This is a genomic window from Gryllotalpicola daejeonensis, assembly GCF_039538145.1.
In the GTDB taxonomy this organism is placed as follows: domain Bacteria; phylum Actinomycetota; class Actinomycetes; order Actinomycetales; family Microbacteriaceae; genus Gryllotalpicola; species Gryllotalpicola daejeonensis.
This window is the reverse complement of the sequence record NZ_BAABBV010000001.1, coordinates 579,293-593,425: the sequence shown is the minus strand read 5'-3', so window position 1 is coordinate 593,425 and position 14,133 is coordinate 579,293. Positions and strand designations below refer to the sequence as shown.

The following is a 14,133-nucleotide window of genomic DNA, read 5'->3' as shown; positions in this document are numbered from 1 at the left end:
GCGAAAGAGTTAGAGCGATGAAGAACACCCAGCAGCCGAGCGCGATGCCGATCCACCGCTATCGCCCGTTCCACGAGCAGATCAAGGTCGATCTGCCCGACCGCACCTGGCCCGGCAAGCGCATCACCGAAGCGCCGCGCTGGTGCGCCGTCGACCTGCGCGACGGCAACCAGGCCCTGATCGACCCGATGAGCCCCGAGCGCAAGCGGATCATGTTCGACCTGCTCGTGAAGCTCGGCTACAAGGAGATCGAGGTCGGCTTCCCAAGCGCGTCGCAGACCGACTTCGATTTCGTGCGCAGCCTGATCGACGAGGGCGCGATCCCCGAGGACGTCACCATCCAGGTGCTGACCCAGAGCCGCGAGCACCTGATCAAGCGCACCTATGAGGCGATCGCCGGGGCGAAGCAGGCGATCGTGCACCTGTACAACTCGACGAGCATCCTGCAGCGCGACGTCGTGTTCCGCACCGACGTGCAGGGCGTCATCGACATCGCTCTCGCCGGCGCACGACTGTGTCGCGAGTTCGAGAAGACGATCCCCGAGACGCAGGTCTTCTACGAGTACTCGCCCGAGTCGTACACGGGCACCGAGCTCGAGGTCGCGGCGCGCATCTGCAACGAGGTGCTCGAGGTGTTCGAACCGACGCCCGAGCGCAAGGTGATCATCAATCTGCCCGCCACGGTCGAGATGGCGACGCCGAACGTCTACGCCGACTCGATCGAGTGGATGTCGCGACACCTGAACCACCGCGAGAACGTCATCCTCTCGCTGCACCCGCACAACGACCGCGGCACCGCGGTCGCCGCGGCAGAGCTGGGCTACCTGGCCGGCGCCGACCGCATCGAGGGGTGCCTGTTCGGCAACGGCGAGCGCACGGGCAACGTCGACCTGGTCACGCTGGGCGTCAACCTGTTCACGCAGGGCATCGACCCGCAGATCGACTTCAGCGATATCGACGAGATCAAGCGGACCGTCGAGTTCTGCAACCAGCTGCCCGTCGGCGAGCGCGTTCCGTGGGGCGGCGATCTCGTCTTCACCGCGTTCTCCGGATCGCACCAGGATGCGATCAAGAAGGGCTTCGAGCGCATGGCGGCGGATGCCGCGGCCGCCGGTGTCTCGGTGGACGAGATCGAGTGGGCCGTGCCCTATCTGCCCGTCGATCCGCGCGACCTCGGCCGCAGCTACGAGGCGGTGATCCGGGTCAACTCGCAGTCGGGGAAGGGCGGCGTCGCCTATCTGCTGAAGACCGACCACGCGCTCGAGCTGCCGCGCAAGCTGCAGATCGAGTTCAGCGCCGTCGTTCAGGCCAAGACGGACGCCGAGGGCGGCGAGGTCTCCAGCGAGGAGCTGTGGGCCGTCTTCCAGGACGAGTACCTGCCGGCCGCCGACGCCGAGGCGAAGTGGGGCCGCTTCGAGCTGCTCGGCACGAAGATCGACAGCGAAGCGACGGGGGAGTGCTACTTCACCGCCCGCCTGCGCGACGGCGACGAGGTCGAGATCGCGAGCGGCGAGGGCAACGGCCCGATCGACGCGTTCATCAAGGTCCTGGAGCAGCGCGGCATCCGCGTCTCTCTCTACGACTACGTCGAGCACACGATGAGCGCGAGCGGGTCCGCGAATGCCGCTTCCTATGTCGACCTCGACGTGAACGGCACGCGCCTGTGGGGCGTCGGCATCGACGGCAACACGTCGATCGCCTCGCTCAAGGCGATCGTCTCTGCCGTGAACCGCGCGATACGGGCGCAGCAGTCGGCCGCGTCGACGCAGTCGCAGCTCGTCGGAGCGTAGCTCTCTGCCGTCGGCAGATCGGCTCTGGGCAGAAAACGCCCCGGGCCGATCTGCTTGTGGCGATCGTGGGGTCATGACAGATGAAAGCCCCAAGATTCCGCTCTTCACCGAGCGCGTGCGCCGCGAGCTCTACGAGCAGCGCGTGCTGGTGCTCGACGGCGCACTCGACGACGACAACGGCACCCTGCTCGCCACCTCGATGCTGACCCTCGCCGCCGAGGACCCGGCCGCAGACATCGCCCTCTGGATCCACTCGCCGGGCGGCTCGGTGCCGTCAATGCTCGCGATCCGCGACGTGATGCGGCTCGTGCCGTGCGACGTGTCGACGCTCGCGCTCGGGATGGCGGCGAGCGCCGGTCAGTTCCTGCTGTCGGCCGGCACGCGTGGCAAGCGGCGGGCCCTGCCGCACGCGCGGGTGCTGATGCATCAGGGCTCGGCGGGCATCGGCGGCAGCGCCGTCGAGGTCGAGCTGCAGGCCGACGACCTGCGGCACATGCGCGACACAGTGCTCGGCCTCATCGCCGAGGACACCAGTCAGCCGATCGAGCGGCTCTTCGAGGACTCGTTGCACGATCGCTGGTACACGGCCGAGCAGGCACGCGACTACGGATTCATCGACGAGATCGTCGAGCGCTTCGATGACATCGTCCCCGCGGCGCGCAGCCGGGCCGGCTTCACGGTGGACGCGGGGGCGGCGCGATGAGCACCTACACGATCCCCAACGTCATCGCCCGCGACCCGCGCGGCGAGCGCATCATGGACGTCTACTCGCACCTGCTCACTGAGCGCATCGTCTACCTCGGCACGGCGATCGACGCGGGCGTCGCGAACGCCCTGATCGCGCAGCTGCTGCACCTCGAATCGGACAGCCCTGACCGGGACATCCAGCTCTACATCAACTGCGAGGGCGGTGACCCGAGCGCGATGCTCGCGATCTACGACACCATGCGCTACATCCGGTCTGACGTCGCGACGACCTGCGTCGGCCAGGCGGTGTCGGTCGGCGCCGTTCTGCTGGCGGCGGGTGCTGACGGGAAGCGGTCGGCGCTGCCGCACACCCGCGTGGTCCTGCATCAGCCGGCAGCGCAGGGGCGCGGAGCGATCCCCGATCTGATTTTGCAGGCCGACGAGGTGGTGCGGGTGCGCTCGGATCTCGAAGGCATCCTCGCGCGGCACACGGGTCAGACGGTCGAGACGCTGCGTGCGGACACCGACCGCGCGCGCATCTTCACTGCCTCGGCCGCGCAGGCCTATGGCCTGGTCGACCACGTCATCGAGCAGCGATGAGCGTCGGGGATGCTTCGCCGGTCACGCCGCGAGCGCGAACAGCGCCGCGCCGCGGGGCGCCTGGGCGGGCACCGACGCCTGCGTCTCGCGCAGCCCCTCGGCCACCGCCACGGTGAGATCGAGAAGCGTGACGTCGAGTGCCTCGGCGACCGCGGCGATGACCTCGCTCGACGGCTCCTTCGTGCCGCGCTCGATCTCGGAGAGGTACTGCGTCGAGACACCGGCGCGCCGAGCGGTCTCGGTCAGCGTCTCATCGCGGTCGTGGCGCAGTCTGCGCAGATGGGCGCCGACCAGGTGCCGCCAGAGCGGCTGACGAGCAGGTCGAGTCCGAGGCGTGAATGGTTGAGGCTGCTCAGGCATGCCTCATGCTAGGCCGCCGGTTCGGCCGGGTTCTCGCCGTTCTGCTGAGAGCAGAACGGATCCTGCGCGGGCCCGAAAGTGCTTATCCGCCAGCCGGCTTCCGGGCGGCGAGCGAGAACGTCATCGGCGTGCGGTCGCGGCCCTCCGGCAGCACCCAGCTGTCGCCCTCGGCCACCATGAAGCTCAGCGCCTTCCACGGCAGCGTGTCCTGCTCGCCGAACGCCTCGATCGTGAGCCCTGCCTCAAGAAGCACCCCGATGATCTCCGACAGCGGATGCGGCCACTCGTAGTTGGTCGTGTTGGCGAGCTTCGCCGTGCCGGTGTAGCTCGACTCGTTGTCGAACCGCAACGGCTGCTCGCCCGCGAAATACGGGTAGCGCACGACGAGCGCGTCATCGGAACGCTCGTCGTCGATCGTCGAGAACATGGGGTGCGTGTCGCGCACATAGAACAGTCCACCCGGCTTCAGCAGTGCCCGGATCTCACGCGCCCACGCGCGCAGGTCGGGCAGCCAGGTGAGCGCGCCGATGCTGGTGTAGACGACGTCGAACGTCGCGCCATCTCCCAGTTCCGCAGCGACGGCGGCGGATGCCTGATCGACGGTGGCCTGCACGAACCGTGCCTCGAGCCCGGCGCGCTGCGCAAGCATCCGGGCAGCCGCGACAGCCTCGCGCGAGAAGTCGAGGCCGACGACGCGGGCGCCGAGGCGCGCGAAGCTGAGGGTGTCGGTGCCGATGTGGCACTGCAGGTGCGCCAGCGAAAGGCCCTCGACCGAGCCGTTCGGCAGATGCGGGGCCATCAGCGCGAGGTCGTCGCGCACGACGGGCGAGATGCGCGAGGCATCCGCCACGAAGCCGTCGGTGTCGTACGCGACGAGGTGGCCGGCGACGCGCTCGTCCCAATTGAGTCGGTTCACCTCGACGGCGTCGTGCTGGTCAGTCATCCGCTCGCTCCTTGCCCTCGCCGCGCGGAACGGCCTTGTAAACCGGGATCACGCCGGTCGTCGTGGGGTACTCGCGCGGCGTGGTCTGGCGGCGGCGCAGCAGGCCGAAGCCGACGCGGGCCCGCGACAGCTCGATCGTGCGCTGCTCGGGCAGGCTCCAGCCGAACATGACGGCGAGCAGTCGCACGGCGAAGGTGACGGCGGCGCAGACCACAGCGCACCAGAACACGGAGCCGCCGAGGTCGTGCAGCAGCACGAGGGTCACCGTGCCGGCGCCGGCCGCGACGGCGTAAAGCGAGCCGACGTGCATGACGGCGATGGGCATGCCGAGCAGGATGTCGCGCAGCATGCCGCCGCCGACTGCCGCGATCAGGCCGACGAACGCGGCGGGGATCTCCGGCAGTCCGAAGGCGAGCGCCTTGGTCGTGCCGATCGCGCCGAACAGGCCCAGGGTGAGGGCGTCGAGCACGGTGATCACGGGGTCGATGCTCGAGAAGACGCGGGCGAGCAGCATGCCGATCAGCGCGGCGGCGATGGCCACGGGGAGATACCAGTTGCTTGAGAGCGCCACGAGCGGCGTGGCGAGCGACACGTCGCGCAGGATGCCCCCGCCGAGCCCCGTCGCAACGCCGATGAACGCCACGCCGAACAGGTCGATGCGGCGGTCGCGGAAGCCGCTCGCGAACGCGGCGCCCTGAACACTGCCGATGGCGACCGCGGCGAATTCCGCCCAGATCGGAATCGCGAACGTCGAGCCACCCACGGGGAAGATCCTTGCACGCGCGGATGCGGCTGCTGACCAGCACTGCCGGAGATAATGGGTCGTGCCTGTTTACCGTGATGAGGCCGTCGTGCTGCGCACCCACAAGCTGGGTGAGGCCGACCGCATCGTCACGCTGCTGTCCCGGCGCCACGGGAAGATCCGCGCGGTCGCGAAAGGCGTGCGGCGCACCGGGTCGAAGTTCGGCTCGCGGCTCGAGCCGTTCATGGTCGCCGATCTGCAACTGTATGAGGGCCGCAGCCTCGACGTGATCCAGCAGGCCGAGACCCTCGGCGCGTACGGCGCTGAGATCGCGGGGGACTACGCGAGCTACACGGCCGCCAACGCGATGGTCGAGACCGCCGACCGGCTGACCGAGGCCGAAGGGTCGCTGCAGCAGTACCTGCTGCTCGTCGGCGCGCTGCGTTCCCTCAGCCGTCGCGAGCACACGCCCGGGCTGACGCTCGACTCCTACCTGCTGCGAAGCCTGTCGATCGCAGGCTGGGCGCCGTCGTTCGGCACGTGCGCGCGGTGCGGCAAGGCCGGCCAGCACGACCGGTTCGTACCGCAGCTCGGCGGCGTGGTCTGCGAGGGCTGCGCCCCGCCCGGGACCGCCCACATCGACGCGGCCACCCTGGGGCTCCTGGGGGCGCTGCTCACGGGTGAATGGGCTGCGGCCGAGGCATCCGATGACCTCACGCGCTCACGCGCGAGCGGTATCGTCGCCGCTTACCTGCAGTGGCATCTCGAGCGCGGGCTGCGCTCGCTGAGCCATGTCTCTCGAGAGGTTCCCCCGACTTCATGACCCCGAAGCCCTTCACCCACAAGGACGCGGTCGCCTACCGCCCGATCGACTGGACCGGCATCTACCCGCCCGAGCTTCCCGCGGCGGCGGTGCCCGACCACGTCGCGATCGTGATGGACGGCAACGGGCGCTGGGCGAACCGCCAGGGCCTGCCGCGCGTCGAAGGGCACCGTGCCGGCGAGGCGGCGCTGCTCGACGTCGTCGCGGGCGCGCTGCAGATCGGGGTGAAGCATCTGAGCGTCTACGCGTTCTCGACCGAGAACTGGGTGCGCTCGCCCGACGAGGTGCGGTTCCTGATGGGGTTCAACCGCGAGGTGCTGCACCGGCGCCGCGACCAGCTCAACGAGTGGGGGGTGCGGGTGCGCTGGGCGGGGCGGAAGCCGCGGCTGTGGGGCTCCGTCATCAAGGAGCTGCAGTTCGCCGAGGAGCTGACCCGGGACAACAACCGGCTCACGCTGACGATGTGCGTCAACTACGGAGGGCGCACCGAGATCGCGGATGCGGTGCGTGGCATCGCCGAGGATGTCGCGGCCGGCCGCCTGCGCCCGGGCGCGGTCACCGAGAAGCTCATTCAGCGCCGCCTCTATCTGCCTGACCTGCCCGATGTGGACCTCTTCGTGCGCTCGAGCGGCGAGCAGCGCACCTCCAACTTCCTTCTGTGGCAGTCCGCGTATGCCGAGATGGTGTTCCTCGACACGCTCTGGCCCGACTTCTCGCGCACCGACCTGTGGGAAGCGATCGAGATCTTCGCCGGCCGCAACCGCCGCTTCGGGGGCGCGGTCGACACTCCGCAGCAGACCGGGCCGTCGTCATGATCGTGCGCTTCGAGGAGTTCGACGCGACTCCGCTCGAGACACTCACCTGTGAAGCGCGCGGCGCCGATGCGCGCGGCGCGTGGTTCTCGATCGATCCGGATTCTGCGCTGTTCGTGCCGTGGAACGCCGATTGGTGCGTGCGGTTCTACGCCGGCGACGTCGGCGGCCTCGAGGTGTTCGCGCAGGCCGTGAAGCCGGTGCGCATCTCGGGCGAGCTCGTCGAGTTCATCGCACTCGATCTCGGTGTCGAGGTGGAAGACGGCAACGTGCGCCTGACCGGCGAGGACGAGTTCGAGTGGAACCAGGTCGCGCAGGACTACCCGGAAGAGCTCATCACCCGCGCCCAGCGCGCCGTGAACGAGGCGTTCGAGCGCGTCATGCTGGCCGAGTACCCGTTCGACCGGTCGGCGGCCGAGATCATCGAGAGCCTGCGTAACGTGCGAGACACATCGACTGAATAGGCTGGTCAGATGGAGATCAGGTTGCGAACGGATGCCGACATGCCTGCCCTCCTCGCCGCGTTGAAGGCCACGCATGAGGTCGACACGTACCCCGTTCTGCCGAACCATGTCACGAAGGAGTGGCTGCTCGAGGGCGACGACGGCATGGCCTGGGTCGCCGAGCACGACGGTGACGTCGTGGGGCACATCGCGGTCGCCACGACCGAAGAGGACCCCGACTCGCTGAGCGTGCACCGCCTGTTCGTGCGGCCCGGTGCCCGCGGCCAGGGTGTTGCGAGCGCGCTGCTCACCACGGTCGAGACCTATTCGAAGGTGCTCGGGCAAGACCTGTTCCTCGAGGTGCTGAGCCACAACGTCGAGGCGATCCGGCTCTACGAGAGCCGGGGCTGGAAGCGCGTCGGCGGCTACGTCGCCGTGTGGACCGGGCCGGAAGGCACGCACCCCGACATCAACATCTACGCGTCACCCCACAATGACGCGTCGCACGTGCTCGACGTCGGCGCCGGCCGCCCAACGGAATAGGCGCGACCCCATGCCGGTTGCGGCATACATGAGCTCAACCACCCAGCCCATCAAGATCGACATCTGGTCAGACATCGCGTGCCCCTGGTGTTACATCGGTAAGCGCAAGTTCGAGGCGGGCAGCGGGTTGTTCGCCGGCGCCGGCGAGGGTCGCGGGGTCGAGATCGAGTACCACTCGTTCGAGTTGAGCCCAGACACCCCCGTCGACTTCGAGGGCAACGAAGCCGAGTTCCTCGCCCGCCACAAGGGCATTCCCGAGGCTCAGGCGCAGGAGATGCTCGATCGGGTCACCGGCATCGCGGCATCCGTCGGTCTTCAGTACGACTACGACAATCTCAAGCACACGAACACGGTCCTGGCGCATGAGGCTATCCACTTCGCCAAGGCGCAGGGTAAGCAGCTCGAGATGACTGAGCGCCTGCTGTCGGCGTACTTCCTCGAGGGCCGCCACGTCGGCCAGGTCGCCGAACTGGCGGCGCTCGGCGCGGAGATCGGACTCGATCCATACGCACTGACCGCAGCGCTCGAGTCGCACGAGTATCTCGGCGCGGTGCGCGAGGACCAGCAGACCGCCGCCGAGTACGGCATCAACGGCGTGCCGTTCTTCGTGATCGACGGCAAGTACGGCGTCTCAGGCGCGCAGGAGGCGCAGACTTTCGCCCAGGTGCTCGAGCAGGTCTGGGAAGAGCGCGCCGGACAGCCTGAGGAGGTCAGCGCGTGAAGCTCGTACAGCTCGGCGACACGGATGCCGCGGCCTGCGTCGATGGCGTGTGCGAGGTGCCCCAGCCGCCGACCGACCAGCAGGCCGAAGCCAACGGTTCAGCGTCGTCGTAGGCGCCGGTGAATCGACGCTAGGCGACGGCGGGCGCGGGCGTGGCTCCACAGCCTGCGAATGTGTCGGCGGAAGTACCAGGCGAGCGCCAGGCACAGAATGACGAGCGGCAGCAGCTCGGGAACGAGCACGAAGGTGCCGAAGACGAGCTCGAGCGCCTCGAATCCGATGAGAGAGCCTGCGGCGATCCAGGTCCACCCGCTGAAGAGAGTGAGCCGGCGATGGATGCGTCCCAGGAAGCGTGAGATAGGCATAGCGATGCTCCGTGTGACGAGGGTCGGTGGACGTCTCTCGTCGGCTGGGCAACGCGTTCGAAATGGTCGCTCGTCAGCCGACGAGCGGAACAGCCGGGGCCCTGGCACCGATCGCACCCGCCGTCCGCGGGCGGGACCGGGGCATGAGCACCTGCCGGCCAGCGTCGCCGGCTCGGGGCAATCCGTCGTACACGACCGCGCGCGGAAGGGTGCGGAGAAGGTGACGCCCGAGGTGCGCCATCAGCGCCGAGAAGGCGCAGACGAGTGCGAGCGTCGCGACCGCCGTTGCTGGGTCGATCGCCGTGACGGACGAGGTGTGGGCCCAGGCGTCCACGGCGACGAGGTGCTCGAGCAGCACCCAGCCCAGCGCCGTCAGCATCACTCGGAACCCGTTCGTCACGAGAGTGCTACTCCGGCTCGGTGATGTCGGCGACGGTCGCGCCGAACGAAGCGATCAGGTCAGAGCCCGAGACGAAGACCGAATAGCCGTGTGCGCCGGCGCCGAGGGCGATCTCGTGCCCGGCGACCAGCGAGTCGGCGAAGACCGGCCACTCGCGAGCAGAGCCCAGGGGAGTGATGGTGCCGCGCTCGTACCCGGTCGCCTCGAGCGCCAGTGAGGCATCCGGCAGCTGCAGCTTGTTCACTCCGACGAGCGCACGCAGCTTGGGCCACGAGATCTTGCGGCCGCCGGGCACCAGCGCGAACAGGAAGTCGCCGTCGTGACGCTTCACCACCAGCGTCTTGACGATGTCGCCCGGCTCGATGCCGAGCACCTGCGCAGCCTCGGCCAGCGAGTTCGCCGCGGGCCGCGATACGACCCGCACCGAGAGGCCGCGGCCGGCGGCATCCGCCTCGACGCGCGCCGTACCGATCAGGCCGGCGAATCGGTCTTCCACAGGCGCACGCCCTTTCAGCATCCATCTGAGAAACTTGGAGAGATGTCCACCGCCACACTAACTGCCAAGCCGCTCGCGCTCGGCCCGCACCAGATCGACGTTCCCGTCGTGCTGGCGCCGATGGCCGGCATCACGAACACGGCCTTCCGCAGGCTCTGCCGCGAGTACGGCGTCGGTCTCTACGTCAGCGAGATGATCACGAGCCGCGCGCTCGTCGAGCACAACGCCGAGACGATGCGGCTGATCGGGCACCACCCGTCCGAGACGTTCCGCTCGGTGCAGCTCTACACGACCGACCCGGTCACGGTGGGCGACGCGGTGCGAGTGATCGTGGCTGAGGGCCTCGCAGATCACGTCGATCTGAATTTCGGATGCCCCGTGCCCAAGGTCACCCGCAAGGGCGGCGGCAGCGCCCTGCCGTGGAAGCTCGGGCTGTTCCGCGAGATCGTCGAGAGCGCGAAGGCTGCGGCAGAAGATCTTCCGCTGACCGTCAAGATGCGCAAAGGCATCGACGACGAGCACCTCACCTACCTTGATGCCGGCCGCATCGCGCAGGACGCAGGCGTCGCCTACGTCGCGCTGCACGGCCGCACCGCCGCCGACATGTACTCGGGTCACGCCGACTGGTCGGCGATTGCGAACCTCAAGGAAGCACTCGACATCCCCGTGCTCGGCAACGGCGACATCTGGTCGGCCGATGATGCGCTGCGCATGATGCGTGAGACCGGCGCCGACGGCGTCGTGGTCGGGCGCGGATGCCTGGGCCGGCCGTGGCTGTTCGGAGATCTGGCCGCGGCCATGCGCGGCGACTGGCATGAGGGCGCGGGCATTCACCCCTCGCTCGGCGAAGTCGCTCGCGCGTTCCGGCGCCACGCTGAGCTTCTCGTCGAGTTCTTCGAAGACGAGGGGCGCGGCTGCCGCGACATCCGCAAGCACGTCGCCTGGTACTTCAAGGGCTACCCGGTCGGCGGCGAGCTGCGCGCGAAGCTCGCGACCTCGTCGAGCCTCGCCGAGATCGACGACCTGCTCGCCACGATGGACTGGAACGCGCCGTACCCCGGCGAAGGCGCAGAGGGCGCTCGCGGCCGCCAGGGCAGCCCGCGCACGCCGTCGCTGCCCGACCGCTGGCTCGAGTCACGGGAACTCGACGTCGCCACCCGTGCGGACATGTCGGCCAACGAGATCCACAACAGTGGCGGCTGAGGCGCGGCCGGCCGGCCTGTCTTCGTCGTACGGTCCGTTCGACACCGAGCGCTGGCTGCCCGAGGAGCACTCGAACCGCCGCAGTGACTTCGCGCGCGATCGCGCCCGGCTGTTCCACTCGAGCGCGCTGCGGCGGCTCGCCGCCAAGACGCAGGTGCTCAGCCCCACGGTGGGCCTGGACTTCGCGCGCAACCGCCTGACGCACTCGCTCGAGGTCGCGCAGATCGGCCGCGAGCTCGCGACCAACCTCGGCCTGAACCCCGATGTCGTCGACACCGCGTGCCTCGCACACGACCTCGGCCACCCGCCGTTCGGTCACAACGGCGAGAAGGCGCTCTCCGAGTGGAGTGACGACATCGGCGGCTTCGAGGGCAACGCGCAGACCCTTCGGGTCGTCACGCGCCTCGAGCCGAAGGTGTTCGGCCCAGACGGGCACCCTTACGGGCTCAACCTGACCCGCGCGAGCCTCGACGCCGCGACCAAGTACCCGTGGCCCATGCAGCAGGCGGTGACGGACCCGTCCGGCCGGGCCAAGTTCGGCTTCTACGCCGAGGACACCGAGGTGTTCGAGTGGCTGCGCGAGGGTGCGCCCGAGCGCGTGCGCTGCATCGAGGCGCAGGTGATGGACCTCTCCGATGACATCGCTTACTCGGTGCACGACTTCGAAGACGCCGTCACGGGCGGCTTCATCGACGTGAACGTGCTGGCGTCGGCATCCGATCACGACGCCCTCATGCGCAAGGTGAAGGCGTGGGTGGGCGACGAGTTCACGCTCGATGAGCTGGAGGCGGCCTACGAGCGCCTGCGCGCGATGGAGCAGTGGATTCATGCCTGGGACGGCTCGAGGCTCGCCCAGGCCCAGCTCAAGAACCTGACCAGCCAGCTCATCGGGCGGTTCGCGCGCAACGCGACGATCGCGACGCGCATGGCCTACCCGCGCCCGAGCCTCACGCGCTACGGCGCGCAGATGGTGGTGCCGCCCGACGAGGCGGCGGAGATCGGCGTGATGAAGGGCCTCACCGCCGCGTTCATCATGAGCAACAACGACCGCCAGCCGGTCTACCGGCGCCAGCGCGAGCTGCTCATCGGGCTCGCCGACGCGCTGCTCGAGACAGGCCCGGCACACCTCGACGCCGGCTTCGCCGAAGATTGGGCGAAGGCGGAAGACGACCACGCCCGCAAGCGCGTCGTCGTCGACCAGGTCGCGAGCCTGACCGACCAGAGTGCGATCGCCTGGTTCGAGCGCCTCGTGCAGCAGTAGCGGCGCGCCCAGAACCATAGGATCGAAAGCATGCCCGGCCTCATCCGTCACAGCGACATCGAAGAGGTCAAGGCGCGCGTCAACATCGCCGATGTGATCGGCGAGTACGTCTCGTTGAAGCCCGCCGGAATCGGCTCGATGAAGGGCCTGTGCCCCTTCCACGACGAGCGCACGCCGAGCTTCCACGTGCGGCCGCAGCTTGGCTACTACCACTGCTTCGGCTGCGGCGAGTCGGGCGATGTCTACAAGTTCCTGCAGACGATCGACCACGTGCCGTTCGCGGAAGCCGTCGAGCGGCTCGCCGCCCGGGTGGGCTACCAGCTCACCTATGAAGACGGCGGCAACGCGAGCGAGGATCGCGGCACGCGAGCGCGGATTCTTGCGGCGAACAAGGCCGCAGAGGAGTTCTACGTCGCGCGCCTGACCGCCCCCGACGCCGACCCCGGCCGGCGCTTCCTGGGCGAGCGCGGCTTCGACGCCGCGGCGGCTGCGCGCTTCGGGGTCGGCTACGCCCCGAAGAGCTGGGATGAGCTGACGAACCACCTGAAGGCCAAGGGCTTCTCGATCGACGAGCTCGCGGCCGCGGGCCTCGTCTCGCAGAACGACCGCGGGGGAGCGTACGACCGCTTCCGCGGCCGCGTCGTGTGGCCGATCCGCGACGTCACGGGAACGACGCTCGGCTTCGGTGCGCGCCGCCTGTTCGACGACGACAACGGCCCGAAGTACCTCAACACCCCCGAGACCGCCGTCTTCCACAAGGCGCAGGTACTCTACGGCCTCGACATCGCCAAGCGCGACGTCAGCAAGGGCAAGCAGGTGGTCGTCGTCGAGGGCTACACCGACGTCATGGCCTGCCACCTCGCCGGCATCACGACAGCGGTCGCGACCTGCGGAACAGCGTTCGGCCCCGAACATGTGCGGCTGCTGCGGCGTGTCCTCGGCGACGAGGGCGGCGAGGGCCAGGTGGTCTTCACCTTCGACCCGGACGCAGCCGGTCAGAAGGCCGCTGAGCGGTCGTTCACCGTGCTGCAGGAGCAGCGCATCGCCGCGCAGACCTATGTCGCCGTCGGGCCCGACGGGCTCGACCCGTGCGACCTGAGGCTCGCGAAGGGCGACCAGGCCGTCGTGCAGATGATCGGCGCCAAGAAGCCGATGTTCGAGTTCATGCTGCGCCAGGTGGTGACCCGCTTCAACCTCGACACCGTCGAGGGCCGGGTCGGGGCGCTGCGGGCCGGGGCGCCGATCGTCGCAGGCATCCGTGACCCTGCTCTGCGACCCGGGTACACGCGTGAGCTTGCGCGTATGGCCGGCGCCGAGCTGAGCGAGGCGCAGCAGGCGGTGCGGTCATTCTCTGCCAGGGCGAGGCAGGCGGATGCTTCGCCCGGCGCGCTCCGCGAGGGTAGTGGCCCTGGGCCCGCGGCCCCCGCGCTGCCGACGATCACGCTGAACGACCTCGGCCGCGACCCGATCACGACGACCGAGCGCCAGGCGCTCATGGCGGTGCTGCAGCTGCCGGACGCCGTGGGCCGCGAGCTCGTCGACCGTGCCATGCAAGCACGCTTCTCAAATCCGACACTCGAGCTGGTCAAGAGCGCCATCGCCGCGAACGCAGATGCCTTCGGCGCGCCCGACTGGTTCGCGCGGATCAGGAACGACCTGCCCGACCAGTTCCGGCCGATCGTCGAGCAGCTCGCGCTGTCGCCAGTGCCCGAGCGGAATGAGGAGGCGGCGAAGGTGTGGGCGAAGGCGATCGTCGCGTCGCTCATCGAGAAGGACATGGTGACGACGAAGGCCGAGCTGCAGAGCCGGCTACAGCGCACCGATCCGTCAGACACCGACACGCGCATCGCCATCAGCCGGGCGATGGCAGAGCTCGAGCTCGAGCGGCGCAGATTGCGCGGCGAATAACGGTTGAGCCCTCGGTTAACTTCGAGGAAACCTGGC

General features: G+C 69.0%; 17 protein-coding genes. 11 read left to right on the top strand and 6 right to left on the bottom strand.

The genetic code is table 11. From position 1 onward, the window contains the following. Positions 1–17 precede the first annotated feature (17 nt). The 3 genes from leuA (at position 18) to ABD736_RS02985 (ending at position 3,077) form a co-directional block, all read left to right on the top strand. Positions 18–1,790 carry a 2-isopropylmalate synthase gene (gene leuA / locus ABD736_RS02995; protein ID WP_344790249.1) on the top strand — a complete coding sequence of 591 codons (1,773 nt, stop codon included), beginning with the start codon at positions 18–20 and terminating at the stop codon, positions 1,788–1,790. Positions 1,791–1,863: 73 nt separating this feature from the next. Next, positions 1,864–2,493, top strand: a complete 630-nt coding sequence (locus ABD736_RS02990; protein WP_344790248.1) for a ClpP family protease — start codon at positions 1,864–1,866, stop codon at positions 2,491–2,493. Next, a complete protein-coding gene (locus ABD736_RS02985; RefSeq protein WP_344790247.1) occupies positions 2,490–3,077 on the top strand; it encodes a ClpP family protease in 588 nt (195 codons plus the stop codon). The genes ABD736_RS02990 and ABD736_RS02985 overlap by 4 nt, the downstream gene beginning before the upstream one ends. Positions 3,078–3,098: 21 nt before the next feature. Here ABD736_RS02985 and ABD736_RS02980 read toward each other — a convergent pair whose 3' ends face one another. From ABD736_RS02980 to ABD736_RS02970, 3 genes are all read right to left on the bottom strand, one after another. Beyond that, complete coding sequence (locus tag ABD736_RS02980; protein ID WP_344790246.1) at positions 3,099–3,437, bottom strand: helix-turn-helix domain-containing protein; 339 nt, start codon at positions 3,435–3,437, stop codon at positions 3,099–3,101. A gap of 82 nt (positions 3,438–3,519) precedes the next feature. Further along, complete coding sequence (locus tag ABD736_RS02975) at positions 3,520–4,380, bottom strand: class I SAM-dependent methyltransferase (RefSeq protein WP_344790245.1); 861 nt, start codon at positions 4,378–4,380, stop codon at positions 3,520–3,522. Further along, on the bottom strand, positions 4,373–5,143 hold the full coding sequence (locus ABD736_RS02970) for a trimeric intracellular cation channel family protein (protein WP_344790244.1): 771 nt from the start codon (positions 5,141–5,143) through the stop codon (positions 4,373–4,375). Before ABD736_RS02970 ends, ABD736_RS02975 begins: the two co-directional genes overlap by 8 nt. Before the next feature lie 61 nt (positions 5,144–5,204). Here ABD736_RS02970 and recO point away from each other — a divergent pair, with 61 nt between their 5' ends. The 5 genes from recO to ABD736_RS02945 are packed head-to-tail and all read left to right on the top strand — an operon-like array spanning position 5,205 to position 8,464. Continuing rightward, entirely contained in the window at positions 5,205–5,945 is a 741-nt protein-coding gene (gene recO / locus ABD736_RS02965; RefSeq protein WP_344790243.1) for a DNA repair protein RecO, read from the top strand. Further along, complete coding sequence (locus ABD736_RS02960; protein ID WP_344790242.1) at positions 5,942–6,760, top strand: isoprenyl transferase; 819 nt, start codon at positions 5,942–5,944, stop codon at positions 6,758–6,760. The genes recO and ABD736_RS02960 overlap by 4 nt, the downstream gene beginning before the upstream one ends. Next, positions 6,757–7,221 carry a DUF402 domain-containing protein gene (locus ABD736_RS02955; RefSeq protein ID WP_344790241.1) on the top strand — a complete coding sequence of 155 codons (465 nt, stop codon included), beginning with the start codon at positions 6,757–6,759 and terminating at the stop codon, positions 7,219–7,221. Before ABD736_RS02960 ends, ABD736_RS02955 begins: the two co-directional genes overlap by 4 nt. Positions 7,222–7,230: 9 nt before the next feature. After that, on the top strand, positions 7,231–7,743 hold the full coding sequence (locus ABD736_RS02950; protein WP_344790240.1) for a GNAT family N-acetyltransferase: 513 nt from the start codon (positions 7,231–7,233) through the stop codon (positions 7,741–7,743). A gap of 10 nt (positions 7,744–7,753) precedes the next feature. Continuing rightward, positions 7,754–8,464, top strand: coding sequence for a DsbA family oxidoreductase (locus ABD736_RS02945; protein WP_344790239.1), 711 nt, complete (start codon positions 7,754–7,756; stop codon positions 8,462–8,464). A 98-nt stretch (positions 8,465–8,562) separates the two neighbouring features. On the opposite strand, the gene ABD736_RS02940 is transcribed toward ABD736_RS02945, so the two are convergent. The 3 genes from ABD736_RS02940 to ABD736_RS02930 all read right to left on the bottom strand — a co-directional run bounded on the left by ABD736_RS02940 (position 8,563) and on the right by ABD736_RS02930 (position 9,725). Next, a complete protein-coding gene (locus ABD736_RS02940; protein ID WP_344790238.1) occupies positions 8,563–8,829 on the bottom strand; it encodes a hypothetical protein in 267 nt (88 codons plus the stop codon). A 73-nt stretch (positions 8,830–8,902) separates the two neighbouring features. After that, entirely contained in the window at positions 8,903–9,229 is a 327-nt protein-coding gene (locus tag ABD736_RS02935) for a hypothetical protein (RefSeq protein ID WP_344790237.1), read from the bottom strand. 7 nt (positions 9,230–9,236) lie between these two features. Further along, positions 9,237–9,725 carry an aminoacyl-tRNA deacylase gene (locus ABD736_RS02930; RefSeq protein ID WP_344790236.1) on the bottom strand — a complete coding sequence of 163 codons (489 nt, stop codon included), beginning with the start codon at positions 9,723–9,725 and terminating at the stop codon, positions 9,237–9,239. A 42-nt stretch (positions 9,726–9,767) separates the two neighbouring features. Between ABD736_RS02930 and dusB the strand changes: the two genes are divergently transcribed. The 3 genes from dusB to dnaG are packed head-to-tail and all read left to right on the top strand — an operon-like array spanning position 9,768 to position 14,097. Beyond that, positions 9,768–10,928, top strand: coding sequence for a tRNA dihydrouridine synthase DusB (dusB, locus tag ABD736_RS02925; protein WP_344790235.1), 1,161 nt, complete (start codon positions 9,768–9,770; stop codon positions 10,926–10,928). Beyond that, positions 10,918–12,189, top strand: coding sequence for a deoxyguanosinetriphosphate triphosphohydrolase (locus ABD736_RS02920; protein ID WP_344790234.1), 1,272 nt, complete (start codon positions 10,918–10,920; stop codon positions 12,187–12,189). The genes dusB and ABD736_RS02920 overlap by 11 nt, the downstream gene beginning before the upstream one ends. Before the next feature lie 30 nt (positions 12,190–12,219). After that, on the top strand, positions 12,220–14,097 hold the full coding sequence (dnaG, locus tag ABD736_RS02915; RefSeq protein ID WP_344790233.1) for a DNA primase: 1,878 nt from the start codon (positions 12,220–12,222) through the stop codon (positions 14,095–14,097). The last annotated feature ends 36 nt before the right edge of the window (positions 14,098–14,133 follow it).